This is a genomic window from Streptomyces sp. NPDC090106, from assembly GCF_044747265.1.
GTDB lineage: Bacteria > Actinomycetota > Actinomycetes > Streptomycetales > Streptomycetaceae > Streptomyces.
In genome coordinates, this window is record NZ_JBIVDS010000001.1 from 1,102,995 (window position 1) to 1,128,536 (window position 25,542).

At 70.0% G+C, this 25,542-nt stretch carries 23 protein-coding genes; 13 read left to right on the forward strand and 10 right to left on the reverse strand.

Annotation, left to right across the window (positions count from 1 at the left end):
• Positions 1-167: 167 nt before the first annotated feature.
• The 6 genes from ACIPSE_RS04930 (at position 168) to ACIPSE_RS04955 (ending at position 5,578) form a co-directional block, all read left to right on the forward strand.
• Positions 168-839: a hypothetical protein gene (locus ACIPSE_RS04930; RefSeq protein ID WP_401657413.1), complete on the forward strand. Its 672-nt coding sequence runs from the start codon at positions 168-170 to the stop codon at positions 837-839.
• Positions 836-1,915, forward strand: coding sequence for a hypothetical protein (locus tag ACIPSE_RS04935; RefSeq protein ID WP_401657415.1), 1,080 nt, complete (start codon positions 836-838; stop codon positions 1,913-1,915). The genes ACIPSE_RS04930 and ACIPSE_RS04935 overlap by 4 nt, the downstream gene beginning before the upstream one ends.
• A 543-nt stretch (positions 1,916-2,458) precedes the next feature.
• Positions 2,459-2,737, forward strand: coding sequence for a hypothetical protein (locus tag ACIPSE_RS04940; protein WP_401657417.1), 279 nt, complete (start codon positions 2,459-2,461; stop codon positions 2,735-2,737).
• Complete coding sequence (locus ACIPSE_RS04945) at positions 2,734-3,981, forward strand: hypothetical protein (RefSeq protein ID WP_401657419.1); 1,248 nt, start codon at positions 2,734-2,736, stop codon at positions 3,979-3,981. The genes ACIPSE_RS04940 and ACIPSE_RS04945 overlap by 4 nt, the downstream gene beginning before the upstream one ends.
• A 17-nt stretch (positions 3,982-3,998) precedes the next feature.
• A complete protein-coding gene (locus ACIPSE_RS04950; RefSeq protein WP_401657421.1) occupies positions 3,999-4,862 on the forward strand; it encodes a hypothetical protein in 864 nt (287 codons plus the stop codon).
• A 17-nt stretch (positions 4,863-4,879) separates the two neighbouring features.
• Positions 4,880-5,578 (forward strand): hypothetical protein, encoded by a 699-nt coding sequence (locus tag ACIPSE_RS04955; protein ID WP_401657423.1) that lies wholly within the window; start codon positions 4,880-4,882, stop codon positions 5,576-5,578.
• Positions 5,579-5,647: 69 nt separating this feature from the next.
• Here the strand turns inward: ACIPSE_RS04955 and ACIPSE_RS04960 are convergent, their stop codons facing one another.
• The 5 genes from ACIPSE_RS04960 to ACIPSE_RS04980 form a co-directional block, all read right to left on the reverse strand.
• Positions 5,648-6,553 carry a hypothetical protein gene (locus ACIPSE_RS04960; protein ID WP_401657425.1) on the reverse strand — a complete coding sequence of 302 codons (906 nt, stop codon included), beginning with the start codon at positions 6,551-6,553 and terminating at the stop codon, positions 5,648-5,650.
• Positions 6,550-7,284, reverse strand: a complete 735-nt coding sequence (locus ACIPSE_RS04965) for a hypothetical protein (protein WP_401657427.1) — start codon at positions 7,282-7,284, stop codon at positions 6,550-6,552. Before ACIPSE_RS04965 ends, ACIPSE_RS04960 begins: the two co-directional genes overlap by 4 nt.
• Entirely contained in the window at positions 7,284-8,600 is a 1,317-nt protein-coding gene (locus ACIPSE_RS04970) for a putative T7SS-secreted protein (RefSeq protein ID WP_401657429.1), read from the reverse strand. The genes ACIPSE_RS04965 and ACIPSE_RS04970 overlap by 1 nt, the downstream gene beginning before the upstream one ends.
• A 2-nt stretch (positions 8,601-8,602) precedes the next feature.
• Positions 8,603-8,908 (reverse strand): hypothetical protein, encoded by a 306-nt coding sequence (locus ACIPSE_RS04975; protein ID WP_401657431.1) that lies wholly within the window; start codon positions 8,906-8,908, stop codon positions 8,603-8,605.
• Between the two features lie 97 nt (positions 8,909-9,005).
• Complete coding sequence (locus ACIPSE_RS04980; protein WP_401657433.1) at positions 9,006-9,305, reverse strand: WXG100 family type VII secretion target; 300 nt, start codon at positions 9,303-9,305, stop codon at positions 9,006-9,008.
• Between the two features lie 357 nt (positions 9,306-9,662).
• Between ACIPSE_RS04980 and ACIPSE_RS04985 the strand changes: the two genes are divergently transcribed.
• The gene (locus tag ACIPSE_RS04985) at positions 9,663-14,246 is read left to right on the forward strand and encodes an FtsK/SpoIIIE domain-containing protein (RefSeq protein WP_401657435.1); all 4,584 of its coding nucleotides are present in this window, start codon (positions 9,663-9,665) and stop codon (positions 14,244-14,246) included.
• Between the two features lie 658 nt (positions 14,247-14,904).
• Here ACIPSE_RS04985 and ACIPSE_RS04990 read toward each other — a convergent pair.
• Together ACIPSE_RS04990 and ACIPSE_RS04995 are read right to left on the reverse strand one after the other, a co-directional pair.
• Positions 14,905-16,599, reverse strand: coding sequence for a serine/threonine-protein kinase (locus ACIPSE_RS04990; protein ID WP_401657437.1), 1,695 nt, complete (start codon positions 16,597-16,599; stop codon positions 14,905-14,907).
• Positions 16,600-16,705: 106 nt separating this feature from the next.
• Positions 16,706-17,554: a menaquinone biosynthetic enzyme MqnA/MqnD family protein gene (locus tag ACIPSE_RS04995; protein ID WP_401657439.1), complete on the reverse strand. Its 849-nt coding sequence runs from the start codon at positions 17,552-17,554 to the stop codon at positions 16,706-16,708.
• 285 nt (positions 17,555-17,839) lie between these two features.
• On the opposite strand from ACIPSE_RS04995, the gene ACIPSE_RS05000 reads away from it, so the two are divergent.
• Complete coding sequence (locus ACIPSE_RS05000) at positions 17,840-18,043, forward strand: cold-shock protein (RefSeq protein ID WP_003992177.1); 204 nt, start codon at positions 17,840-17,842, stop codon at positions 18,041-18,043.
• Between the two features lie 105 nt (positions 18,044-18,148).
• Here ACIPSE_RS05000 and ACIPSE_RS05005 read toward each other — a convergent pair whose 3' ends face one another.
• Positions 18,149-18,706, reverse strand: coding sequence for a helix-turn-helix domain-containing protein (locus ACIPSE_RS05005; protein ID WP_401657441.1), 558 nt, complete (start codon positions 18,704-18,706; stop codon positions 18,149-18,151).
• 82 nt (positions 18,707-18,788) lie between these two features.
• On the opposite strand from ACIPSE_RS05005, the gene ACIPSE_RS05010 reads away from it, so the two are divergent.
• The 3 genes from ACIPSE_RS05010 to ACIPSE_RS05020 all read left to right on the forward strand — a co-directional run bounded on the left by ACIPSE_RS05010 (position 18,789) and on the right by ACIPSE_RS05020 (position 20,540).
• Complete coding sequence (locus ACIPSE_RS05010; RefSeq protein WP_401657443.1) at positions 18,789-19,463, forward strand: AzlC family ABC transporter permease; 675 nt, start codon at positions 18,789-18,791, stop codon at positions 19,461-19,463.
• Positions 19,460-19,774, forward strand: coding sequence for an AzlD domain-containing protein (locus ACIPSE_RS05015; RefSeq protein ID WP_401657445.1), 315 nt, complete (start codon positions 19,460-19,462; stop codon positions 19,772-19,774). Before ACIPSE_RS05010 ends, ACIPSE_RS05015 begins: the two co-directional genes overlap by 4 nt.
• 67 nt (positions 19,775-19,841) lie before the next feature.
• Positions 19,842-20,540, forward strand: a complete 699-nt coding sequence (locus ACIPSE_RS05020) for a class I SAM-dependent methyltransferase (protein WP_401657447.1) — start codon at positions 19,842-19,844, stop codon at positions 20,538-20,540.
• On the opposite strand, the gene kstD is transcribed toward ACIPSE_RS05020, so the two are convergent.
• A complete protein-coding gene (kstD, locus tag ACIPSE_RS05025) occupies positions 20,537-22,294 on the reverse strand; it encodes a 3-oxosteroid 1-dehydrogenase (protein ID WP_401657449.1) in 1,758 nt (585 codons plus the stop codon). The two genes, ACIPSE_RS05020 and kstD, sit on opposite strands and share 4 nt — an antisense overlap.
• 189 nt (positions 22,295-22,483) lie before the next feature.
• Between kstD and ACIPSE_RS05030 the strand changes: the two genes are divergently transcribed.
• Positions 22,484-23,338 (forward strand): helix-turn-helix domain-containing protein, encoded by an 855-nt coding sequence (locus tag ACIPSE_RS05030; protein WP_401657451.1) that lies wholly within the window; start codon positions 22,484-22,486, stop codon positions 23,336-23,338.
• Positions 23,335-23,526 carry a DUF397 domain-containing protein gene (locus ACIPSE_RS05035; RefSeq protein WP_401657453.1) on the forward strand — a complete coding sequence of 64 codons (192 nt, stop codon included), beginning with the start codon at positions 23,335-23,337 and terminating at the stop codon, positions 23,524-23,526. The genes ACIPSE_RS05030 and ACIPSE_RS05035 overlap by 4 nt, the downstream gene beginning before the upstream one ends.
• On the opposite strand, the gene ACIPSE_RS05040 is transcribed toward ACIPSE_RS05035, so the two are convergent.
• Positions 23,523-25,448 carry an AMP-dependent synthetase/ligase gene (locus ACIPSE_RS05040; RefSeq protein ID WP_401657455.1) on the reverse strand — a complete coding sequence of 642 codons (1,926 nt, stop codon included), beginning with the start codon at positions 25,446-25,448 and terminating at the stop codon, positions 23,523-23,525. The genes ACIPSE_RS05035 and ACIPSE_RS05040 overlap by 4 nt on opposite strands.
• Between the last annotated feature and the right edge of the window lie 94 nt (positions 25,449-25,542).

Here is a 25,542-nt window from a genome sequence, read left to right on the forward strand (position 1 = left end):
CCGGGCCGTCGCCCGTTCGGGCACGATCAGGACACATCCGATACCCACAACAACCCATACAGCCCGAATTGCCCTCGTTCACAGAAGACTTCACGCTGGCGAAAACGAGAACCCCACCGATACCGTCAGAGTTCTTGACTGAACTTATGTCTCACGGGGAGTCCACAGTGAAGCGCCGCTCTTTGCCCGTTGCTGCCGCGTTCGCCGCAACGACCGCACTGCTCCTGACAGCCTGCGGCAGCGGGGACGACGGTTCGAAGTCCAACGACAAGATCGCAGGAGCCGACCAGAGCTCCGCGAGCCCGTCAGCATCGGCATCCGCCTCCGGAGCCCCGTCCGAGGACAAGCCGGACGGGGTGGACGTGTCGCTGCCCAAGGACGTCGATCTGGTCTTCGACTGGGACAAGCCGAAGGACAAGAACGAGGCGGCGGCCATGGATGACGCCGCGAACTACATCCGGGCCATCTACCACGGCGTCGTCAAGCGCACGGCCGACGACGCGGCCATCGCCACCTACTCCACCGGCGGCGGCCTGCACTACGCAGAGGTGCAGATCGGCGATCGGGTCAAAAACGGTTGGACAGCGACCGGCACCCGGCGCCACTACGACGTCAGCACCCGGTCCACCACGAGCGGGAGCGCCGTGGAGGTCGCGTTCTGCGTGGACTCAAGCAAGTTCTACTCCAAGGAAGTCAAGACCGGAAAGGTCATCAAGGGCACGCCCAGCATCACGGACTTCGGCTACTTCAAGATCATCATGGTCAAGGTCGCGACGTCCGACACCCTCTGGCAGGCCTCCAAGGTGTATGTCGAGGAGAAGGCGGCGAAGTGCCAGTGAGTAGGTCTCGACGCGCGCTCCTCGGCGTCACAGCCCTGACACTGAGCTTCGGCATCGTCACGCTCGCGGAACCGGCTTATGCCGGCGAAGGGACCGGCTTCGGTGACGGCAGCTCCACAGAGCAGTCGGCCGGCAGCGACGACACCGGCATCCACGCCGCAGCGAGCATCCAGTACTCCGGCTCCGTAGCCAAGAACGGCGGCACCGGCAACGTCACGTCCTCAGACGTCAACTGGACGCCCCCGCCCTGCTGGTACGCCCCCTATCTCGGCGCCAAGGACTTCAAGAAAAAGATGTCCCAGTCGATCGGGGACGCGATCAGCTCTCCCGGCATGGGCGGCACCGCGGGCTCGGCGATCGGCGAGGTGCAGCGGCACTACGAGGACGGCTACGGCTGGACGGACACCCCCGGCTACGACGACTACAACGTCGACAAGGACGGCGAGGGGATGTTCTGGGCCGGGGTCGAGAACCCCAACGAGACGGACGCGCTCAAGCGGATGTCCTGCACCGACCTCCCCTTCTGGGTGGACAACGGCGAGGCCCCACCGGCGCGTTACCCGCAGGCGATCAGGCCGGAGATCCTGGCGGCCCTGGCCTACCAGCACATGGAACTGCCGGACACGAAGGTCACCCTCGCCCCCGCGGTGACGACCAAAGTGAACCTCCCGACCTGGGCCTGGCTGGACAAGGCGGTCTTCGACGAGGTCCAGGCGACGGCGGCGGTGAACGTCCCGGGCTTCAACATCTCGGCGACGACGACGGCCAAGCCGGTCGCCCTGAAGCTGGAGCCGGGCACGGACGACGCCGTCGCCTACCCCGCCTCGGGCGAGTGCGCGATCAACGCGGACGGCTCCATCGGCGAGCCCTACGCCAAGGGCAAGTCGGACCGGACCCCACCCTGCGGCCTGAAGTACCTCCGCTCCTCCGGAGACGGCACCTTCGAGCTCCGGGCCACCCTCACCTGGGACATCACCTGGACCGGCACAGGCGGAGCCGGCGGCGACCTCCCCAACGGCACCTTCGGAACGACACAGGACGTGACGGTCCAGGAAATCCAGTCCGTCAACCGCTGACGAACTCTTGGGCCCTTCAAAGAAGACGCAGGATCCGACCAAACCGATAAACCACGCCAGATCAGGCACAAATGCTGCCGCTCGGGAAATCCGCGCAGTTCTCCCCCGAACCCCTCACACCCGCGACGGCGTGCTGATGAGCCGGCAGCCCGCGGCCGACGAGGAACCGCTACTCCGCTCCGCCGCGAGGTGCGCCTCCGGCCGTGGCGGGCGACAAACGGTTCCGGATCCCTCAGCGCGGCGACATCCAGGACGGGTCGACCGGACGGCCTGCCGGTCCGGCGTTGCGCAGCGTGCACCACCCTGGAATCACACCCATTTATTCCGAATCGCACCTGTTCACAGAGAAGTTCGCCCTGGCGAGAACACGAACCCCACCGCTACCGTCAGAACCCTCGACTGAACTCATGCCTCACGGGGAGTCCGCAGTGGGGCGCACCTGGACCGGTGCCGACCGCGATCTCCTCAATGGAAGAGGCCCGGCTCGGCCGGAGCGACCCGAGTACCGGAGCAATCAGAATGGCCAATGACTCAGATCTCGTAGTGAATGTCGACCTTCTTGTCGAGTCGGAAACCCGGCTGCGGAAAATCAAGAAGGAGTTCAAGGACCTGGGGAATCGCCGCGACGGCATGCGCGAGCACTGGGGCTCCGGAAGCGTCACGGACGCCATGGACGAATTCGTGGACAACTGGGACGAACACCGCAAGAGCCTGCTGGAGAACATCGACACCGTGGGCAAGCTGGTGAACGCCACCATCGACGGCTTCACGGGGCTGGACGCCGAGCTCGCCAAGCAACTGCGCAAGAGGAACAAGAAGTGACGACGGCTCCCAAGACCCGCCCCCGCGACTGGCACCCCCTCGCCGAATCGGATCCCGTACCGGGTGACGCGGACGAGATACGCGGCGAGGTCAAACACATGAAGGCCGTCGCGGGTTCGCTCCGCGAGCAGGCGGGGCTGCTGCGTGGCATCGGTGACGACAACGAACTGAAGGGCAAGTACGTCGCCTCCCTCCGCGAGGAGGCCGGCGGGCTGGAAGGCCGGCTGGTCAAGGTCGCGGAGCGGTACGAGCGCGTTCACGGCTACCTGACCAGCTGGGCCGGCGAGCTGGAGGACTTCCAGATCCAGGCCGACAAGGTTCTGGCCCAGGCGAAGAAGGCTCAGGACGAAGCCGACGCCGACAAGAAGAAGGCATCGGCCGGGGAACCGAACCCCTCGCCAAGCGGCACGGATCATGATCCGCTCACGGACTTCCGGCTCCAGCTCAGCCGGATCGTCTCCGACCGGGACGAGCGGGCCTCGCACTTCGCCGGCAAGATCCGCGACGAGCTCGACGACGACCTTGAGGACAGCTTCTGGGACGACGTGAAGGGCTGGGTCGAGGACAACGCCGAGCTGTTCAAGACGATCGCGGACTTCATGGGCGACCTGAGCGGCATCCTCGGAATGCTGGCGATCATCACGATGCCCTTCCCACCCCTGGGCGCCATCTTCGCCACGGCTGCGGTGGTGACCAGCGGCCTGGCCCTGATCGGCCATCTCCTGGCGAAGGCAGGCGGGGCCGATGTGAGCTGGCTGAGCATCGGCCTGGACGCGCTCGGCTCGGTCCCCGGCATCGGCGCGTTCGCGAAGGGCGTCAAGGTGGCCGACGGTGCGGTCGCGGTGACCAGGGCGACGAAGCTGGGAGCGGGCTTCCGGGGCGTCAACACCATCGGCCGGAACATCATCGGCTTCGGCGACAACGTCGCGGGCGCCGTGAACTTCACCGTCAAGGGCAAGAACATCGGCCTGTGGGGCATCAAGGGTGGCGGCCTCATCAAGGCCGAGGGACTCATGGGCCGCATGACCCTCGTTGCCGAACAGACCGTCCACAACGGCCAGTGGCTCGGCACCCGGGGCCTGAATCTGGCCAGCAGGGGGCGGTGGGCGATCGACCCGATGAGCGACCTGGGACGGGGCATCGACGCGGGTCTCAAAATCGCTCCTAAGCTGGTGTCCATCCCTCAGCACATCGGCGACGTCATCAACCCCGGTGACCGCTTCGACGCAGCGGTCGCTTCCTGACGAGGACGGAACTCCCCATGGCCTGGCATCCGGAACCCGGCGAGACGGAACTCGCTGGCTACCCGGTCTCGTTCGCGACCGGCACCGCAGCTTCGGTGGAGGGCCGACGGTCCTTCCGCGACCGCCGCCGCAACGACATCGAGCCCGAGCTGCCCGACTGGCCCGCAGGTCCCGCGTTCGCGGTACGCGGCCTCCCCGGCAAGGCAGGAGTACACGCGGGGGGTGCCGTGTCCGGCGTCTTCGCGGTCGTCGGAGGGATCGTCTCCGACCTGCTGGGCGGCAGCACGGTCAACCCGGAACCGGGCCGCGGAAAGCTGGAGGAACGGGAGAACGAGGTCGACGACTTCCCCGTCATGTGGGCCGACGCGGGCGACACCGCCCGCGCACTCCCTTGGCAGCTCGACCCGTCGCGCCGCCCGCGGGGCTACGACACCAGGATCGTACTGACCACCCGGCGCGTCCTCCTCCTCGGCGCCAGTGACCTGCTGTGGGAATGCTCGCGGGACGACATCGCTGGGGCGGAGGTCAGGCAGTTCAGCATCGGCCGCTCGGACTTCCGACTCCGCTTCCAGGACGGCTCCTGGGTACGGCTGACCACGGGTCTGTCCTCCCGCACCACAGAGCTGGTCGGACTGCTCACCGGGAGCCACCGCCGTCTGCCGGAATCCGAGCTGTCGGCGGAGCAGCAGAAGCGGGTCGCGGACTTCACCGCCGCCCTGCCCGCCGACGCCGAACCGCCCGTGCTCACCGCACTGCCGAGTGGGCTGGTGAAGGTTCAGTCGACAGCTCCCGGCACCACACCAGGCGTCGTCTCCGAATCCCGCGGGTTCGTGATGGACGAGAGCGGCAGGGACGCCACACCGCGCCCCGGCGACATGTGACAAGGCAAGGCAGAAACGTGACCACCGACACCAACGACGCGTCCGGCATACCGATCGTCATCGACGACCCGGCCATACCCCCCATGTGGTTCGTGGCCCCGGACGGCTTCCACGCCCTGCCCGTGCTCGCCGATCCGGACGAACGAGGAGCCGCGGCGGACGAGTTCGTCCGCGGCCTGTTCCCCGAGGGCGACAGCCACATCTGGGACTCGGCGGGTCCCTTCTACGCCGCGCTCACCGAAGTCTTCGCGGACTTCGGTCTGGCGTACTCGGCCATGGGCGTCTTCGGCGACGACGACGGCGGCATCGTGCACGTCTCGTTCACCGTGGGCGGCGTCGAGTCCTCGCACAGGACACCCGAACAGGCCGTCGAGGCGATCGCACTGGGCCTCTCCCGCGATCCGCTCACCGATACCCGTCGCATCACTCTGCCCTGCGGCCCCGCCGTATCGAACATCACGATCCGCGAGGTGACGATCGGCGCGGAACTGACCGCCTCGGGCGAGGAGGCAAAACTCCTCACCGGCCAGATCCAGATCCTCGTCCCCTTCCCCAACGCCCCTTTCACCGCTGTCTTCACCCTCGACACAGCAGCCATGGACCACTGGGGAGAGATCTGCGACATGACGTCACTCATCCTCCGCACGGTCAGTTTCACCGACCCGGAGCAGACGCCGGAAGAGGTTCCGGGGGCCGGACGCCTGACCACCACATGAGCTGAGCCGTGGCCGATCGGGCTCGATCAGACCTCGGCCCACGCCGGTGGCGGACCATTCGGAGCCGGCTCAGTCGTGCGGGACCTCCTCGACCACGCGCTCCCCGAAACGCCACGACCCCCGGTTTCCCACCGCTTCCGCCTTCAGCCCCGCCTCCCAGGCGATCCGGGCGGCTTCCCCGTGTGTCAGGTCAGGGAATTCCTCGGGCTGCACCTTGATGTAACCGCGACGGTCGGTAGGGGCGGAGCGCAGCACCTCACGCAGCTTCGCCTCCTGTTCCTGCGCCGTTGACCGGTCGCGGGTCACAGTCTTGTACGCCTTGCGCCAGGCGCCCGCCCTCTTCTGCGGGGTCCGGCGCCTGGCCGCGTCAGATCCGCGCCAGGTCATCCAGCCGACGGAGCCGAGTGCGGCGAGGGCGAACCCCGCCGCTCCGAGCGCGTCTCCGGTCGCGTCCGCCTCGCCGGGTGTCCGGGGCCGGAGTACGCCCTCGGGGTCAGCGATCACCGTCACGGTCTGCCCGACGTCGTAGCGGTCGCTCGACTCCCGCAGGGCCGGCCCCGGCACCTTCGTACCGTCCTGCCGCTCGAGCTCGTAGTGATAGTCGCGGGCCTTGCGCCCCTGCGCCGGGTCGCGCCACTCGCGTACGACCGTGGCCGTGATCCTCTCGCCGCGCCGCTGCAGAGTGAGACCGTCACGGGCCATGTCGGCGATGTAGACCGACATCACGGACGCGGCCACGATGAACAGCATGGCGTAAGTGCTCGATTCCCTGGCCCCCAGCTTGCGGAGCAGTACAACGAGCAGCACGGCATGCACGATCCACAGGGGCACCAGCACGACCGGGCTGAAGTCGTCCGCCAGGAGGAACAGTCCGGTGATCACAGCGAGCACGTAGCAACCGAGCGCGAGCGCCAGCAGGCCGGGATACCGTGCACGCCGCTGCCGCGCCTCGTCCTCGACCGCGCTCATCGTCATCTCTCCGTTCCTTCGGCATCCGGATTTCCGGCCCCCGAGAGCTGCTCGGTGCCCGGCTCCTCCTGGGAGACCGACTTCATGATGCCGCTGAGTACTTCGAGGTACTCAGCCCAGTGCCGGGTGTCCTCGGTCATGAAGACGAAGAGGACCGATCCGGGGCCGATCTTCGTCGGTATGCAGAACTGCGCCTGTTTGACCGTGGTGGATATGGCGCTCTCCTGGCCGAACAGCGCGCCGGGGACACAGAGCTGCTGTTCACGTATGCACAGAGCGGCTATACCGTACGGCAGCATCACCATCCCGACTTCTGCATCCGGATACAGACTGTGCCACTGGGCAGCCGTCCGCCGGGCCGCACCTTTGCGGTCCTGGACCTGCGGACCAGTCTCCGGCCGCTCGACGAGGACGCACAGTGTGCCCTGGGAGAGCTCTCCGTCGGGCATGCGCAGCAGACAGCTCGACACATGCTCGGCGCCCGCCGTGATCATGCTCTGCAGGATGTACTCGCCCGAAGCGATGAGGCTGAGCTTCTGCTCGGCGGTCGCGGTCGCGGTCGCGAACATCGCGTCGATCGCCTCGGTCATGCGGAGCGCACGCGATACCGGCTCCTCGGCAAGGTCGAACTCTGTGAATCCAGGGGGCAGTTCGAACCAGAAGTCCGGCACCTCGGCAGGCGACACAGAGGTGGCGCCGGAGAGCGTGGCCGCGGCATACGACTCGGTCGGTGTCATCAGTCCGTCAGCTCCCAGGCACCCAGACCGATCGCACTGCCCACAGCGACGATCCCTCCGACCTTGCCGCCGCCGGCACCCGTGGCGATGTTGGCGACGCCGGTGCCCCAGGTGGCGGCGTCGTAGCGGCCGGTGCTCGTCTCATAGGCGTTGATCGCGGTCGGCGCGGTCCATGCCAGCTGTGCGGCGGCCTGGACCCCTTCGGTTGCCGTGAGGGCGGCGCCGCGTGACAGGCCCAGCTTGGCGGCAGCCGCCATGACGGGTTTGTCGATCACGGCAGCGACCGGATCGGCTGCCTTCATCGCGTTCTTCGCCACGGAGCTACCCGTCCTGATGCCGACTCGGGCGCCGTTGACGAGTCCGCCTGCTCCACGCCCTGCCTTGGCGCCGGCCATGATGCCTGCCTTCGCGGCGCCGACGCCGGGCACCATGCCGAGCATGTCTCCACCCAGAGTGAGCCAGTTACCGATCCGTTCGCCCGTGGGCGGCCAGAGTCCGTCCACTCCATAGGCTGCCGCATGGGCGAAGAGCGCCACGGCGCTCAGTCCGATCGCCAGCGGCGCGAGCACCGGGCAGAAAATCGCCACAACACCGATGACCGAAGCAGCCACCGTGATCCAGTCCGCATGGGCCTTGATCCAGTCCCCGATATCGGAAAGCAGGTCTCCCACCTGTCCCGGTAGATCGGCGAGGGCCTTGCCGAGATCCGAGATGGCGTCGCCGAGCTTGTCCCACATTCCGGGTTCGTTCGGGGCGATGTCCATGGCCTTCTTCAGTCGCCCGGCGATCTCCTCCCCGTACGTCCGGTAGTCGGAGGCCATGCGACGGCCTTTGTCACGCAGCGCGTCCAGTTCTAGTTTCTTGGTGTTCACCGCGCGGTTGGCGTCCTGGAGCTTGTCCTTGCGGTCCTGGGTGTCGTTCTTGTCGGCGTCGGCATCCTTGAGCTTGTCGGCCTTCTCGTACGCGCTGCCCAGGTCCTTGTCCAACTCCGCCGCCTGCCCCTCCAGACGAACGGCGGCAGCCTGCTTGCGCTCCATGTAGTCCGCCCAGTCCTCAAGAGCACCGGCGGCGTCGCCGAACGAGTCGCGGGCCTCGTCCATGCGTGGACGGAACTCGTCGTCGAACTTCTCCCGGAATGCCTCTGCGGCCTTCCCTTTCCAGTCGCCGACCCCGGTCCCATGCAGAACCTGGCAGATCTCGCTGAGCGCCTTCGCCGTCCTGCGGACCGTTTTGGCCACGTCATCGGCAACGGCGTGATCGCCAGGACAGGGCACAAAGCCCAGTCCCGGGAAGTCCTCCAATTGCGCCTGGGGCATGACTACTTCCTGCCCCCCTTGCCCTGCTTCCGGTTGGCATCGGCGAGTTCGTCGTCCAGCTTCTCGAAGGACTCTTTGACCTTGAGCAGCGCCTTGGAGGCTGCCTCCGAGAATTTCGTCAACTGCTTTATCCCGTAGGACCACTCGTCGCCGAAGTCGTCCATACGTTGGGCGAGCTTGGGAACACCCATGGAGTCGCCGGTGACGTGCTCCATCTCCCGGCCGGGTTTCTTCATCAGTTCAGCTATGTGATCAAGGCTGTGCCGCACGCGGTTCAGCGTCGCGTAGTCGGCCGACAAGTCACTCATGTTGCCCCCGTGCGTCCCTACAAAAAACGTGAGTACATGACAGGTGCGGTGGACACCACGTGTGTCCACCGCACCTACCTGCGACGTCAGCGAAGCGTCACTTACGAGCCGACTTGGCCAGCTCGTCGTCGATCTGCTCGAACTTGTCCGCCGCCATGGTCAGGTAGTCGCCCATGCCGTCGAGGCCGTCGAGGGTGTCCTTGGTGCCGCGGACGAACTCGTCGAAGTTCTCGTCGAAGGCCTTGGAGGAGCTCTTGGTGACGTAGCCGGACTGGACGAGGTTGTTGATGTACTTCTTCAGTCCGTCCAGCTTCTCCTGGAGCTTCTCCTTCTCCTTCACGACATGCTTGGCAGCATCGCGCATGTCCTGATATGTAACGTCAAGGTCCTTGGCCATGAAGCCGCTCCCCATCACAACGCCGCAGGGCCTACCCCCGTGGCTCCCTGTTTGCGGATATCAACCGGTTCGCCCCCGGCGACCGCCCGCGGCCCCCGGTGTGATCGTCCGCTCCTGCGACAGCAGCTTACGGGTGGGACCTGAGGTGTCACATCCCCCGTTGTGAACAAGACGTCGTGAACTCGTGCACACGCCGTTGCCATCGGGAAGGGGAGCGCACGGATCCGCGTCCCGGCCGTGATCGGGGCGCCGGCCCGCTCCCCACCCCCCGTACCGAGCGGATATCGTCGCTGAGGACCGTGGCCTGCGTTGCAGAAGCAGCCACGGGGGCCACAGTGGCCGTGGGGAGGACATAGCGTGCGCCTGACTCTGACCGTCGTCGATCCGTTCGGCGGCGGCACCGCGGACGTCGTACTCGACGCCGATCCCGAGTCCACCGTGGGGGACATCGCGCAGGAGCTGGCCAAGCAGGTCGGCGTGAGCGGGGCGCAGGTCATCCCCATCGGGCAGCACGCGCCGGCGAACAACGCGCCGCTCCTCTACGTCGACGGGTACGGCGTCGACCCGTCCGCGACGGTCGTCAACTCGCCCCTGCGCGACGGCGCCGTCGTCTCCCTCCAGGACCCCGCCGGGTGTCTGCCCGGCGAACCGACCGGCCTCGTCGAACTCCGCGTCGTCGGCGGCCCGGTCGCCGGTTTCGTGCACCGGCTCGGCGTCGGCCGGTACGACATCGGCAGCGGGCCGGCGTCGTACGTCCGCGTCGACGACCCCGAGGTCGACGCCCGCGCCCTCACCCTCTCCATCACCACGGACGGCACCTGCCAGGTCGCCGTGCACGTGAAGAAGAAGGACGAGGACGACGAGACCGTCCCCGTGACCCTCGACGGCGAACCCCTGGAAGGGGACGGCGAGAAGACCGACTGGCCCCTCGGCGGACAGATCGCCGTCGGCAACACGCTGCTCGAACTCGCCCGCTACGCACCGCCGAACGCCGCGCTCAAGTGGTCGGAGGACGGCGTCGGCCTCGACTACAACCGGCCCCCGCGGCTGCGCCCGCCGGAGCGGCAGACCCGGTTCCGGCTGCCGTCGAAGCCGCGTGAGTACGAGGCCCGGCCGCTGCCCTGGCTGATGGCGATGACGCCGCTGGTCGGCGCGGTCGTCTCGGTGCTGATCTTCCAGCGCTGGTACTACCTGATCATGGCGGGCCTCAGCCCGATCCTCCTGTTCGCGAACTACTTCAACGACAAGAAGCACGGCCGCAAGTCGCACGCCAAGCAGGTCAAGGAGTACGAGGAGCAGAAGGAGAAGATCGAGCAGGACGCCCAGGACGCGCTGACCGCCGAGCGCAAGGACCGGCGGCACGCCGTCCCGGACCCCGCGACCGTCCTCTCGCTCGGCACCGGCCCCCGCACCCGGCTGTGGGAGCGCCGCCGCACCGACCGCGACCATCTCCTCATCCGCGTCGGCACCGGCCAACTCCCCTCCGAGGTCGTCCTCGACGACCCCGAACAGCTCGACCACAAGCGGGAGGTGACCTGGAAGATCGAGGACGCGCCCGTCGCGCTGAACCTGCGCGGACTCGGCGTCATCGGCATGGCCGGACCCGGCGACTCGGCGCGTTCCATGGGGCGTTGGGCCATCGCGCAGACCGCCGCCCTGCACAGCCCGATGGACGTGCAGTTCTACGTCCTGAGCGAGAACTCCGCCCGGGAGTCCTGGGACTGGGCCCGCTGGCTGCCGCACTCCCGGCCCGGCTCCGGCCAGGACGTGAACCTGCTCATCGGCACGGACGCCGAGACCGTCGGCGCCCGCATCGGCGAACTGACCCAGATACTCGACGCGCGCAAGAAGGCCGCCGAGCAGAACAAGGGCCAGGGAACGGCGTTCAGCGACCCGGACATCGTCGTCGTCTGGGACGGTTCGCGGCGGCTGCGGTCGCTGCCCGGCGTGGTGCGGATCCTGCGCGAGGGACCGGCCGTCTCCGTCTACGCCCTCTGCCTGGACGCGGAAGAACGGTTCCTGCCCGGCGAGTGCCAGGCGTACGTCGTCGCCGAACCGCCCGCCCAGGAGTACGACTTCGCGCAGCAGGCCGCCCAACAGCAGCAGGTGGCGGGCGGGTTCCCCTCCTTCCATGCCTGGCACCACCAGAGCACCGACGACACCGCCCAGGCCGCGCGGGCCGACCGGCTGCGGCTGCGCGTGGAGGAGGCGGGCGCCGAACGCATCAAGGACGTACGGCCCGACTTCGTCTCCCCCGCCTGGTGTCTGCGGCTCGCCCGCTCCCTGTCCGCGCTGCGCGACATCAGCGGGGAGACCGAGGACTCGGCGCTGCCCGGCGCGTCCCGGCTGCTCGACGTCCTCCAGCTCGAACCGCCCACCAGCGACGCGATCGTGGCCCGCTGGCGGATGGGCGGGCAGTCGACGCTCGCGGTCATCGGCGAGTCCTACGACGGCGCGTTCGGCATCGACATCCGCAAGGACGGGCCGCACGGCCTGATCGCCGGTACGACCGGTTCGGGCAAGTCGGAGCTGCTCCAGACGATCGTCGCCGCGCTCGCCGTGGCGAACACGCCGGAGAACATGACGTTCGTCCTCGTCGACTACAAGGGCGGCGCGGCCTTCAAGGACTGCGTCCATCTCCCGCACACCGTCGGCATGGTGACCGACCTCGACGCGCACCTGGTGGAACGGGCGCTGGAGTCGCTGGGCGCCGAACTGCACCGCCGTGAGCACATCCTCGCCGCCGCCGACGCCAAGGACATCGAGGACTACCAGGACCTGGTGCGGCGCGATCCGTCCCACCAGCCGGTGCCCCGACTCCTCATCGTCATCGACGAGTTCGCGTCGATGGTCCGTGACCTGCCGGACTTCGTCACGGGTCTGGTGAACATCGCGCAGCGAGGCCGCTCCCTCGGCATCCACCTCCTGCTCGCCACGCAGCGCCCCTCCGGTGTCGTGTCGCCGGAGATCCGCGCCAACACCAACCTCCGGATCGCGCTGCGCGTGACGGACGGCGGCGAGTCCTCGGACGTCATCGACTCGCCCGAGGCCGGGCACATCTCCAAGAGCACACCGGGCCGGGCGTACGCGCGGCTCGGGCACGCCTCGCTCGTCCCCTTCCAGTCGGGACGCGTGGGTGGCCGCCGGCCCGGCGCCGCCGATCCTGCCGTCCTGATGCCGTGGGTGGGCGCGCTGTCCTGGGAGGACCTGGGACGGACGGCGCTCGTCAAGCCGAAGGCGGAGTCGCGCGAGGACGAGGAGATCACCGACCTGAAGGTCCTCGTCGACACCATCCGTGACGCCAACCGGGTCGTCGGCATCCCGCCGCAGCACAGCCCGTGGCTGCCGGCCCTCGACGAGACGCTGCTCCTGGACGAGGTCCCGGTGCCCGCGTTCAGCGGCGGCGCGGGTCAACTCCCGCCCGCCGCCTACGGTGTCGAGGACCTGCCCGCGCAGCAGGCACGCCGTCCCGTCGTCATCGACTTCGCGACGTTCGGGCATCTGATGATCGGGGGCGCGCCGCGCAGCGGCCGTTCGCAGGTCCTGCGGACCATCGCGGGCTCCCTCGCCCGTACGCACTCCGTAGCCGACCTCCACATGTACGGCATCGACTGCGGCAACGGCGCCCTCAACGCCCTGACCCGGCTGCCGCATTGCGGCGCGGTCGTGGGGCGCAACCAGACCGAGCGGGTCGTCCGTCTGGTCAACCGGCTCAAGGGCGAGATGGAACGGCGGCAGAACCTGCTGTCGGAGAAGGGCTTCGCGGACATCGGCGAGCAGCGGGCCGCGGTCGCCGAGGAGGAGCGGCTGGCGCACATCGTGGTCCTGCTCGACCGCTGGGAGGGCTGGGTCCCCACGCTCGGCGAGGTCGACCACGGGTCGCTGACCGACGAGTTGCAGACGATGATGCGGGAGGGCGCGAGCCTCGGCATCCATCTGATCCTGACCGGTGACCGCACCCTCCTGGTGGGCCGGATCGCGACCCTGACCGAGGACAAGTACGGTCTGCGGCTCTCCGACCGCAGCGATTTCTCCGCGCTCGGCATCCCGCTGCGCAAGGTCCCGGAGGAGATCCCGCCGGGGCGCGCCTACCGCAACGAGTTCGGTACGGAGACGCAGTTCGCGCTGCTCGCCGAGGACACCACGGGTCAGGGCCAGGCCGCGGCGATCGCGGCGATCGGCGAGGCCGCCGCGGCGCGGGACGCGGCGGTGCCGCGCACGCACCGGCCGTTCCGCGTGGACAGCCTGCCGAGCCGGATCTCCTTCCCGGAGGCGTGGGAGATGCGCGACCCGGACGCGTCCCGCGCCAAGCTGTGGGGTCTGGTGGGCATCGGCGGCGACGAGATCGTCGGCTTCGGCCCGGACCTCGCCCAGGGCGTCCCGACGTTCGTGGTCGCCGGTCCCGCCAAGTCGGGCCGCTCGACGGTGCTGTGGAACTTCGCGCAGTCCTATCTCGCTCAGGGCGTACGGCTGGTCGTCGCCGCCCCGCGCCAGTCCCCGCTGCGGCAACTGGACGGCACGGACGGCGTGTTGAAGGTGTACACCGGCGACGACATCGACGAGGACGAGTTCGAGGAGCTCATCGACGACGCGGAACCGACCCTGGACGAGCCGATCGTCGTCCTCATCGACGACGGTGAGCTGCTGGAGGACGTGGACGCCGCGAGCCAGTTCAAGAAGCTGATCTCGCGCGGCGCCGAGCGCGGCCTGGCCATGGTCATCGCCGGTGACGAGGAGGACGTCTGCTCCGGCTTCTCCGGCTGGCAGGTCGACGCCAAGAAGGCCCGCCGCGGCATCCTGCTCTCCCCCCAGGAGACGTCCTCCGGCGACCTGATCGGCGTCCGCCTGAACCGGGGCCTGGTCGGCGGCCAGGTCACCCCGGGCAAGGGCATGCTGCACCTGGGCGACGGGGAGTTGCGCACGGTGGTCGTACCGGGGTGAGCGAAGGTTCGGCCCGTCCCAAGCGGCCTCGCGCGGCTCGGAGTGCGCTGCGCTGCGCACACCGGCCGGGGCGGCCTCCGTCCGCGGACCGCACCAGGATGAGCCTCGGAGACCGGGTGTTCGGCTGACTGGTGCCGCCGGTCCTCGTGGTCCTCCTCCTGCCGCTGGTTCTCATCGACATGCGCTGCGCCCCGGCATCCGGGGCGGCTCGGCGCCCTCGTGGCCCGGCGGGGCGTACGTCGTCGCGGCCACCCGTCGGTGCGACGCCACCACTGGCCCCGCTCGTTCGGCCGGCTCCGCTGACCCGGATGAAGTGAAGGAGCAGCAAGCCCTGTTCGCTCGCCTGGACGGCGGCCTCGCCGACCGGGCTCGCCGCCTGCTGTCTGGTCGCGGGGGTCATCGGCACGACGGCACGGCCCAAGCGGCGGAGCGACCGGGACTCCGGCTGCTACGGCGTGGGCGGCCCCTGCCGGGTGCGCGAGCGGTATCCGTACCTGTGGGCCGTCGGACTCGCCGCCACCCTCACCGTGGGCGCGCTGCTGCTCACCTTGTTCGTGAGGTACTGAGGTACGGGATCAAGGACGACAGGCAGGGGACCGAGCCCGGCGCCGAGAAGTCGCCCGGAACCGCCGCCCTCTGAACCGCCGCCGCCCGGCCGCTACCCGACCTTCGACAGCCGTGCCTCCGGGCGGCCCTCCGCCTCGCTCTCCGAGAGGTAGGTGAGGTCGTCGCCGGTCGGCTCGAGACGGACGGTGTGCGGGGCCGGGTTGCAGCCGTCGTGGTTGTCCTTCGCGCCGACGGAGGTGGCGACGAGCTGGGTCGCGGTGACCTGCTTCAGGGTGAGGACGTCGTTGCAGACCCCGCCGAGGATGTCGGTCTGCCGGAGCTTGCCCAGTTCCTCGCCGACGGCGGCCTTGCGGACGGTGAGCCGGAAGGTGCCCATGGGGATGCCGGACCCGGTGGCCTGCCCCTCCCAGGTGCCGAGGTAGCGGGCCGGAACCTCGTCCCCGGTACCCCCTGTCCCCCCGGGCTCCTCGCTCGCCGTGTCCTCGTCCCCCGGTTCCCGTCCCACCGTCGAGGACGCGCTCGGCGCCGTGGAGTGCGGGCTCTCCGCCGCCGCCCCGCTGTCCGTGCCGCCGCCCCCGCCGCCGGGAAGGAGGTCGAGGACGAACGCCGACCCCACCGTGACCGCCGCCAGCGCCCCGGCCACCGCGAGGGCCACCGTGCAGCTCAGCCGCCGCCCGCGCCCGCCCTCCCCGGGCACGGAGGTCGCCGCGACGGAGACGGAGAGCTTCCCGGGAGGCGTGTCCACGGGCGTGGCCCCGCGCGGCCCCGGCACCGCGTCGGCGACCGGCATCACCGGCGCGGGCCCGAACTCCCCGGCCCGCACCCCGGGTTCGGCCACCGAGACCTGGCTGAACCCCACCGGTCCCGACAGGCCGGTCGCGGGCGTCGACTCCGCGTCCAGGTTCAGCAGCCGCACCGCGCTCCGGCTGACCTGCTCCACCACCGCCCCCGGCAGCCATCCGCCCGCGACGAGCCGCGCCGCGCCCTCGGGCGCCAGCCGCCGGGCCAGACCGGTGGGCGTGGGACGGGCCGCCGCGTCCTTCGCCAGGCATCCGCCCACCACGTCCCGCAACTCACCGCTCAGCGGGCCGAGTTCAGGCTCCTCGTGGACGACCTTGTAGAGCAGCGAGGCCGAGGAGTCCCCGGGGAACGGCGGTTCGCCCGTCGCCGCGTACGCCAGCACCGCGCCGAGCGAGAAGACGTCCGCCGCGCCGGTGACCGACTTGCCCACGATCTGCTCGGGCGACATGTATCCCGGCGAGCCGATGGAGACGCCGGTCGAGGTCAGGGACGCCGTCCCGTCCGTCGCCCGCGCGATACCGAAGTCGATCAGCAGCGGGCCGTCCAGGGTGAGCAGGACGTTCGACGGCTTCACGTCCCGGTGGACCAGCCCCAGTTCATGGACGGCGGCGAGCGCCTCCGCGAGGCCCGCGCCCAGCGCCCGTACGGACCGCTCGGGCAGCGCGCCCCACTCCGTCACCGCCGCCGAGAGGGACGGCCCGGCCACATAGCCGGTGGCCACCCACGGCACCGGCGCGTCCGGGTCGGCGTCGAGCACGGGGGCGGTCCAGGCGCCGCCGACCCGCCGCGCCGCCTCGACCTCGCGCCGGAAGCGGGCGCGGAACTCCTCGTCGAGCGCGAAGTGCGGGTGCACGATCTTGACCGCGACCGTCCGCCCGCCCGCGCTGCGGCCCAGGTAGACCCGGCCCATGCCGCCCGAGCCCAGCCGGCCGAGGAGGCGGTAGGGCCCCACGGCGGCGGGTTCGTCGGCTCCGAGCGGCTGCATGGCGTCACCCTCCCCCACAGGAAACAGCCGTAAGCGGCATGCGCGGTACGACGTCGTGGACGAGCACGACGCCATGAGCGGCACGGCGCTCTGGGCAACACGCAGATTACGGCTGAAGCAGTTCCACGTTCACGTCGGCCGGGAACCCGGTCGTGGGCCCGACCCGGCGCGCGAACTCGGCGACGGCCTCCAACTGGGGCCCGCCGAAGCGGAAGTCGAGCGTCGTGAAGTACTGCTCCAGCACCCGCTCGTCGAACGCCTCCCAGCGGGCGGCCTGTTCGGCGACCTTGCCGACCTCCGCCAGCGACAGGTTCCGGGAGGCGAGGAACGCCTCGTGGACCTGGCGGGTGATCTCCGGCTCGCGCTCGGCGTACTCCTTGCGGGCGGCCCACACGGCGAAGACGAACGGGAGGCCCGTCCACTCCTTCCACAGGGCTCCGAGGTCGTGGACCGCGAGCCCGTACTTCGGCCCGTCGAGCAGGTTGGCCCGCAGCGCCGCGTCACCGATGAGCACCGCCGCGTCCGCCTCCTGCATCATCAGGCTGAGGTCGGGCGGGCACGTGTAGTAGTCGGGGCGTACGCCGTACCGCTCGGACAGCAGCAGCTGCGCCAGTCGTACGGACGTGCGCGAGGTCGAGCCGAGGGCGACCCGGGAGCCGTCCAGCCGGTCCAGGGGGACCTGCGAGACGATCACGCAGGACATCACCGGGCCGTCGCAGCCGACGGCGATGTCCGGGAAGGCGACGAGGTCGTCGGCGTTGCGCAGGAACTCGACCAGGGTGATGGGCCCGATGTCGAGGTCGCCCCGCACGAGCTGCTCGCTGAGCTTCTCAGGGGTGTCCTTGGTGAGCTCGAAGTCGAGGAGCGTGCCCGTTCTCGCGAGCCCCCAGTACAGAGGCAGGCAGTTCAGGAACTGGATGTGGCCGACACGCGGCCGAGTGCGAGAATTGTCCACATCGCGAGGCTAGACCCTGTCCGTTGACGTACGATGGTCGGCCCCGCAGTCAACACGACACGACGGAGTCAAACATCCGAGTGACGTGATCTTGGCCTCTATTGCTTTCGGGTGCCCGCATGCTAGGCTCGCCGCAAGTTGCAGTTTGGTTTCCCTTGCAGTACAGAGCCTGCGGAGCATGTAACCGCGGGCTCTAGTCGTTTTCAGAAGTATGCAGTTGTGCAGCACTGTTTTCACAATCGCAGGTTCTGGAGCAGGGCAACCCTTTGGGCCCAAGGAGGGCTTATGGCTACCGGAACCGTGAAGTGGTTCAACGCCGAAAAGGGCTTTGGCTTCATCGCCCAGGAGGGCGGCGGCCCGGACGTTTTCGTCCACTACTCCGCCATCAACGCGAGCGGCTTCCGTTCGCTGGAGGAGAACCAGCAGGTCTCCTTCGACGTGACGCAGGGTCCGAAGGGCCCGCAGGCGGAGAACGTCACCCCCGTCTGAGACTCCTGAGTCTCTGATCCGGACCTGAGAGCAGTACCCAAGGAGCCCCGCGCCGCAAGGCGATGGGGCTCCTGCCTTTTCCGCCCCTGCCGCCCGCCCCGCACCTCACCTGTGCTGCATGACCAGGACGAAGGCCGTGCCCGGCGCGAGCGCCTCGTAGGAGTGCGGCACGTCCCCGCGGTACGTCATGTAGTCCCCGGGCCCCAGTTCGACCTCCTCGCCGGCCGGCCCGGCCTTGACCCGTCCCGTGGCGACGATCAGATGCTCGACCGAGCCCGGGATGTGCGGCTCCGAGTCACGGGCCGCGCCCGGCTCGGCGGCGACCCGGTAGATGTCCCGGCGCGCGCCCGGCGGGCTGGAGGACAGCAGCGTGCCGACGTAGTTCGCCTGCTCGGAGGCGACCGACGGGCCCTGCCCCGCCCGGACGACCTGCACGGACGGCGACGGCGGCTCGACCAGCACGCTGAACGGCACCCCGAGCGCCACGCCCAGCGCCCACAGCGTCTCCACGCTGGGGTTCCCGCTGGCCGCTTCGAGCTGGGACAACGTCGACTTCGCGATCCCGGCCCGCTTGGCCAGCTCGGACAGGGACAGTCCGACACGGGTGCGCTCGCGGCGCAGGGAAGCGGCGATCCACTCCAGCGGAAGACGGCTGTCGGCCACGGTCACGCACTCATTTCGTTCGCTGTGTCGGTACGACGGTCCGCCTTGACGAACGCGGCGCCTTCCGTCCACTGTAGAGAACATGCGTACGGTATGGCGAACACGACTCCCCGCCGATCTGGTCCGCGACGCCTCCCTCGTCTGGCTGGCCAGCGGAATCGTCGGCGTCTCCTTCGGCGCGATCGCGGTGGCCGGAGGTCTGCCGGTCTGGGTGCCGGTGGTGATGTCCCTGTTCGTGTACGCGGGATCGGCCCAGTTCAGCGCGGTGGGCGTGCTCCTCTCCGGGGGCGGCCCGTTCGCCGCCGCGGTCACCGGTCTGCTCCTCAACACCCGCACGGTCGCCTTCGGCCTCGCCGTCGCCGACGTCCTCGGCCGCGGCCGTCTCGCGCGTCTGCTCGGCGCCCACCTGGTCACCGACGAGACGGTGGCCTTCGCCCTCGCCCAGTCCGATCCGCTGCGGCGGCGTACGGCGTTCTGGGTGTCGGGGCTCGGCCTGTTCGCCGTATGGAACACGGGCGTGCTGGCCGGGGCCCTGGCCGGCGGCGCCCTCGGCGACACCGCCCGCTACGGACTCGACGCGGCCTTCCCCGCCGTCCTGGTCGCCCTGGTCCTGCCCGCCCTGCGCCAGGACGCGGCGGTACGGCGGTCCGCGGTGCTCGGCGCCGGTGTCGCCCTCGCGGTGACGCCTCTCGTCCCGGCGGGCGTGCCGGTGCTGCTGGCGCTCGCCGGGCTGCTCCTGCACCGGAGGACGGCATGAGCCCCACGGTGGTGCTGTTGCTGGTGCTCGCGGTCGGCACGTACGCCTTCCGGCTGGTGGGACCGATGCTGCACGGGCGCGTCGAACTCCCCGCCCGGGTGCGGGAGCTGCTCGCCGCGGGCGCGATCGTCCTGCTCACCGCCCTCCTCGCGACCGGCGCGCTGACCGAGGGCGACGGCTTCGCGGGCTGGTCCCGGCCGCTCGGCGTGCTCGCCGGCGCCGTACTGGCCTGGCGCCGGGCGCCGTTCGTGGTGATCGTCCTCGGCGCGGCGGGCACGACGGCGCTGCTGCGGGCGGCGGGACTGGGGTGAGGGTCCGCGCCTCGGCGGGGCGCCCGGCGGGGCCGGTTGTCGGTCCCGGGGACTAGGGTCGCCGCCCATGACCGACACCGACGCGACCCGACCCGACCCGGCGGACGACGCCACCCCCGGCTTCGTGACCGCCACCCGCGCCTTCTACGACGCCATCGCCGAGGACTACGCCGACCTCTTCCGCACCGAGATCACCGGAAAGCCCCTGGACCGGGCGGTGTTCGCCGGGTTCACCGAACTCGTGGGCCACGGGGGCCGGGTGGCGGATCTGGGATGCGGGCCGGGGCGGGTGACCGCGCATCTCGCGTCGCTGGGGCTGGAGGTGGTCCTCGGGCTCGACCTGTCGGAGTCGATGCTGGCGATCGCCCGCCGGGAGAACCCCGGGCTGCGGTTCGAGCGGGGCTCGATGCTCGACCTCGACCTGCCCGGGGAGTCCCTCGACGGAGTGGTGTCCTGGTACTCGTCCATCCACACCCCTGTGGACGAACTTCCCCGCCTCTTCCGCGAGTTCCACCGCGTCCTGGCCCCGGGCGGCCATCTCCTCATCGGCTTCCAGATCGGCGACGAGCCGCGCCGCCACGAGAACCCCTGGGGGCACGAGGTGACCCTGGACTTCCAGCGGCGCCGCCCGGAACCCGTGCAGGAGCTGCTCGTGGCGGCCGGGTTCACGCCCGTCGCACGGATCGTGCGCGCCCCCGCCCCCAACGAGAGCACCGAGCAGGCGATGCTGATCCTCCGCAAGCCCGCCCGGGAGGAACAGAGTTAGAGCACCCCGGCGAGGTCCCGCGCCGCGATGTACCCGAACGTCATCGCGGGGCCGATCGTCGAGCCCGCCCCCGCGTAGCTGCGGCCCATGACGGCGGCGCTGGCGTTCCCGGCGGCGTACAGGCCCGGGATGACCGTGCCGTCGGCGCGCAGCACGCGGGCGCGGGCGTCGGTGACCATGCCGCCCTTGGTGCCGAGGTCGCCGGGGACGATCCGGAAGGCGTAGTACGGCGGCAGCCACAGCGGTGCGAGGCAGGAGTTGGGCAGCACCGCGGGGTCGGTGAAGTAGTGGTCGTAGGCGCTGTCGCCCCGCTTGAAGTCGGTGTCCTTGCCTTGCGCGGCGAGGGAGTTGAAGCGGGAGACGGTGGAACGCAGGGCCGCGGCCGGGACGCCGATCGACCCGGCGAGGGCGTCCAGCGTCCACGCCTTGTGGACGGCGCCCGAGCTGTACCAGTCGTCGGGGAAGGGCAGCGTCGGACTGACGTCCCGGAACAGGTACCGGTTGCGGTAGTTCTGGTCGACGACCAGCCACGCCGGGATGTCGGGCGCCGTGGCGTTCCGCTCGTACATGACGTGCACGACATCGCTGTAGGGCGCGGCCTCGTTGACGAACCGCCCGCCCGCCTGGTTGATCATCAGCCCGCCGGGCAGGGTGCGTTCGGCGAGGCAGAAGTACGGCTCGTCGGGCAGCGGGATCGCCGGGCCCCACCAGGCGTCGTCCATCAGGCCGAGCGCGGCGCCGACGCGCTGCCCGGCGCGGATGCCGTCGCCGGTGTTCTCCTTGGCGCCGACGGTCCAGTCGACCCCGATGGGCTGCTGCTGGTACTGCGTCCGCATGGCGAGGTTGTGCTCGAAGCCGCCGGACCCGACGATCACCCCGCGCCGCGCCCGGTACAGCCCTCCGGCCGTGACGGCCCCGGTGACCGTGCCGTTCTCGACGTACAGGTCGGTGAGCGCGGTGTTCAGCAGGACGGGGACGGCGGCGTCGAGGAGCCCCTTGCGCAGGCCGGCGGCGAGCGACTGCCCCATGGTCAGCGGGGTCTGGCCGAGCGCGAGCGCCTTCGTGCCGCGGGCCAGGCACTCGGTCGCGACGGCGAGCCCCTTGGCGCTGACCAGCGCCAAGTTCAGCCACTTGTAGTCGGCGGCGAACACCACCATGCCGTCGGGGACTTCCATGTACGACGGGTTGAGGCGGGCGAGTTCGGCGCCGAGGATGTTCCCGTCGAGGTAGTCCGGCTCGATGGAACGCCCGTTGGGCAGGCCCCCGGTCAGCTCGGGGTAGTAGTCGCTGTACCCCTCCATCCAGCGGAAGCGCAGCGGGCTGTTGGCCATGACGAAGGAGATCATCGCGGGGCCGTGGCCGAGGAACGCCTGCCGGCGGGCGAGGGGGATGTCGGGGCCGACGACGGCGGCGAGATAGGCGGCGGCCTTCGCGGGCGTGTCCGGCACCCCGGCGGCCAGGATCACCGGGTTGTTGGGGATCCAGATGCCCGCGCCCGAACGGGCCGCGGACCCGCCGAAGGTGGGCGCCTTCTCCAGCACCGCACAGCTCAGTCCCGCCTTCGCGGCGGTCAGCGCGGCCGTCATCCCGGCCGCGCCCGCGCCGATCACGACGACGTCGTACGTGCCGAGCAGGGGCAGGTCCGCGGCGCGGGCGGTCTGCGGGGCGCTGGCGGTGACGGCGAGCCCGGCCGCCACCGAGGTGCCGAGTACCTGTCTCCGGGTCGGTCTTGCGGCGTCCGGGCTGCCCGTCATGGGTTTGTCCCCCCTGTCCGATGACACATTTCTGACATGGCGTCAGATGGCGTGTCGGAAAGGGGAATGTGACGCGGGGACCTTGTGAAGTCAAGTGCCGTGCAGCGCGGCTGGACCTGGCGACCATGGGTAGCGATACGAGTACTTTGGGTTGTGGGTGCGGTCTGTCGGGCGGGAGAGGCGAGGGGCATGAGCGAGCGGAGGCCGGAGACTCCGGGGGAGGTCGAGGGGACGACCGAACTCTTCGTCGCCCTCGGCAAGATGATCAAACTGCTCCGGGAACGGGCCGGGCTGCTCCAGAAGGAGTTCGGTCAACTCGTCGGCTACGGAACGGACCAGGTCTCCGCGGTGGAACGCGGAGTGCGCACACCCCGGCCCGAGTTCCTCTCCCGCGCGGACGAGGTGCTCGACGCGGGCGGGCTGCTGCGGGCGGTGATCCCCGAGGTCGAACGCGCGATGGCCAAGACCCGCACACGGCACCCGGAGTGGTACCGGAGCTACGCGGGGCTGGAGGCGGAGGCGGTCGAGCTGCACTTCTATGCCAGCAACGGAGTTCCGGGGCTGCTCCAGACGGAGCAGCACGCACGATCGGTGTTCGCGAAGCGGCGGCCCTTCCTCGCGGAGGAGACGATCGAGCAACGGGTCGCGGACCGGCTGGCAAGGCAGCAGATCTTCGAGCGCTGGCCCCCACCGAGCGTGAGCTACGTCCTTGAGGAAGTGGTGCTTGACCGGCCGATCGGCGGCCGTCTCGTCCACGCGGACCAGTTGCGGCGACTGCTGGAGATCGGGGAACTGCGGAACGTCGAGATCCAGGTGATGCCCACCAGCCTTGAGGAACATCCCAATCTCGGAGGCGCGTTCAACCTCCTGACACCTCGGAAGCACCCACAAGTCGCCTACACGGAGGCGCAGGGGCACCCCCGGTTGATCACCGACTCGGAGGAGGTCCGCAAGATCGCCGACCGCTATGGGATCATGCGGGCCATAGCACTCGCTCCCGTGGAGTCAAGGGTGTTGATCGAGAAGAAGCTGGAGGGGCGATGACTGACGAACGGCCGACGTGGTTCAAGTCCAGCTACAGCGATGGTGAGGGCGGCGAATGCCTGGAGGCCGCCTTCGGCTCCCGGCTCGTCCGCGTCCGTGACTCCAAGACCCCCCGCGCCCCGCACCTCACGCTCTCCCCCGCCGCCTGGTCCGTGTTCCTCGGCGACGTGCGCTCCCGAACCCGCTAGCGCTCGTACAGCCCCTCGACGTCCGCTGCGAACTCCTTCATCACCGTCTCCCGCCGGAGCTTCATCGACGGGGTGAGATGGCCCTCCGCCTCGGTGAAGTCGCGGGGCAGGACGGTGAAGCGGCGGATGGACTCCGGGCGGGACACCAGCTTGTTGGCCTCGTCGACGGCGCGGCCCAGGATGGCCTGCAACTCCTGGTCGTCGAGGAGGAGTTCGGCGGGGACGGGGTGCTTGCCGTTCATCCGGCGCCAGTGGCTCACGCCCTCCATGTCGAGGGTGAGGAGGGCCGCGACGTAGGGGCGGCGGTCGCCGACGACCATGCACTGGGAGATCAGCGGGTGCTGGCGCAGCCAGTTCTCCAGCGGGGCGGGGGCGACGGTCTTGCCGCCCGCGGTGATGAGGAGTTCCTTCTTGCGTCCGGTGATGGTCAGGTAGCCCTCGTCGTCCAGGGAGCCGATGTCGCCGGTCGCGAACCAGCCGTCCGTGGAGGCGGGGACGACACCGCCGGCGTTGGGGTCCCAGTAGCCGCGGAAGACCTGGCCGCCCTGGAGGAGGATCTCCCCGTCGGCGGCGATCCGCACCCGGGTGCCCGGCATGGGCCAGCCGACCGTGCCCAGGCGGGGCTTGAGGGGCGGGGTGACGGTGGCCGCGCCGGTGGTCTCGGTCAGGCCGTACCCCTCGTAGATCTCCATCCCGGCGCCGGTGTAGAACGCGGCGAGGGTGCGGCTGAGCGGGGAGCCGCCGGAGATGATGTGGCGGACCCGGCCGCCCATGGCGTTGCGGATGCGGCGGAAGACGAGCGGGTCGTAGAAAGTGCGGGCGGTCTTCAGCGCCGTGCTCGGGCCGCCGCCGCGGCCGGTGGCGCGGGCCTCCAGAGCCTCGCCGTAGCGGACGGCCACGTTCGCCGCGCGGTCGAACGCCGAGACCCGGCCGCCGAGTTCGGCCTTGGCGCGGGCGCTGTTGAAGACCTTCTCCAGCATGTACGGGATGGCGAGCAGGAAGGTGGGGCGGAAGCTCGCCAGATCGCCCAGCAGGTCCTCGGACTTGAGGCTGGGCGCGTGCCCGAGCCGCACCCGGGCGCGGATGCAGGCGACGGCCACCATGCGGCCGAAGACATGGGACATGGGGAGGAAGAGCAGGGTCGCCAGTTCCTCGTCCGACCTGGACCGGAAGACCGGGTGGAGCATCTCGACGGCGTTGTCGACCTCGGCGAGGAAGTTGCCGTGCGAGATGGCGCAGCCCTTGGGCCGTCCGGTCGTGCCGGAGGTGTAGATGACGGTGGCGAGGGTGTCGGGCACCAGCATGCCCCGGCGTACGTCGATCTCGGCGTCGGAGACGGTGCCGCCCTGCCCCTGCTCGGCGAGCCGCTCCACATGGCCCTTCTCGATGACCCACAGGTGGCGCAGGTCGGGCAGCCGGTGCAGCTCGGGACCGAGCGCGGCGGCCTGGGCGGCGCTCTCGGTCACCAGGGCCACGGCGCCGGAGTCGTGGAGGATCCAGCGGGTCTGGAAGACGGAGGAGGTGGGGTAGACGGGGACGGTGACCAGTCCCGCAGCCCAGGCCGCGAAGTCGAGCAGTGTCCACTCGTAGACCGTGCGGGCCATGACGGCGATGCGGTCGCCCGGCGACAGCCCCTCCGAGATCAGCCCCTTGGCCAGCGCCAGTACCTCGGCGGCGAACCGGTCCGCCGACACGTCCTCCCAACTCCCGTCCTGGGTACGGCGGCTGAGCACCCGGTCGTGCGGTGCGGCGACCGCGTTCTCGAACGGCAGGTCGGCCAGCGAGCCGTGGGTGACCGGCGGCACGATCAGCGGGACGGACACCTCGCGGACCTCGCCGTCGAGTCGTCGGATCTCCGGCTCCAGAAGTACGGGCGCGCCGTCGTAATCGGTCGCGGCGACGTAGGGCAGAGATGACGACATGGGCAGCTCCTGGGGCGCGCAGCTCGATACCGCTCCTTGGGGAGGGGTACGCGCCGTATGTGCTCGGGCGTTCACCGGTGCGTGCGGCTTTGGG

Coding starts and splice junctions, on each gene's coding strand:
- kstD (WP_401657449.1), bottom strand. CDS start 22,294: ATGACGGGCAGCCCGGACGCCGCAAGACCGACCCGGAGACAGGTACTC.
- ACIPSE_RS05020 (WP_401657447.1), top strand. CDS start 19,842: ATGACCGACACCGACGCGACCCGACCCGACCCGGCGGACGACGCCACC.
- ACIPSE_RS05015 (WP_401657445.1), top strand. CDS start 19,460: ATGAGCCCCACGGTGGTGCTGTTGCTGGTGCTCGCGGTCGGCACGTAC.
- ACIPSE_RS04950 (WP_401657421.1), top strand. CDS start 3,999: ATGGCCTGGCATCCGGAACCCGGCGAGACGGAACTCGCTGGCTACCCG.
- ACIPSE_RS04990 (WP_401657437.1), bottom strand. CDS start 16,599: ATGCAGCCGCTCGGAGCCGACGAACCCGCCGCCGTGGGGCCCTACCGC.
- ACIPSE_RS05030 (WP_401657451.1), top strand. CDS start 22,484: ATGAGCGAGCGGAGGCCGGAGACTCCGGGGGAGGTCGAGGGGACGACC.
- ACIPSE_RS04965 (WP_401657427.1), bottom strand. CDS start 7,284: ATGACACCGACCGAGTCGTATGCCGCGGCCACGCTCTCCGGCGCCACC.
- ACIPSE_RS04960 (WP_401657425.1), bottom strand. CDS start 6,553: ATGACGATGAGCGCGGTCGAGGACGAGGCGCGGCAGCGGCGTGCACGG.
- ACIPSE_RS05000 (WP_003992177.1), top strand. CDS start 17,840: ATGGCTACCGGAACCGTGAAGTGGTTCAACGCCGAAAAGGGCTTTGGC.
- ACIPSE_RS04975 (WP_401657431.1), bottom strand. CDS start 8,908: ATGAGTGACTTGTCGGCCGACTACGCGACGCTGAACCGCGTGCGGCAC.
- ACIPSE_RS05040 (WP_401657455.1), bottom strand. CDS start 25,448: ATGTCGTCATCTCTGCCCTACGTCGCCGCGACCGATTACGACGGCGCG.
- ACIPSE_RS04970 (WP_401657429.1), bottom strand. CDS start 8,600: ATGCCCCAGGCGCAATTGGAGGACTTCCCGGGACTGGGCTTTGTGCCC.
- ACIPSE_RS05035 (WP_401657453.1), top strand. CDS start 23,335: ATGACTGACGAACGGCCGACGTGGTTCAAGTCCAGCTACAGCGATGGT.
- ACIPSE_RS05010 (WP_401657443.1), top strand. CDS start 18,789: ATGCGTACGGTATGGCGAACACGACTCCCCGCCGATCTGGTCCGCGAC.
- ACIPSE_RS04980 (WP_401657433.1), bottom strand. CDS start 9,305: ATGGCCAAGGACCTTGACGTTACATATCAGGACATGCGCGATGCTGCC.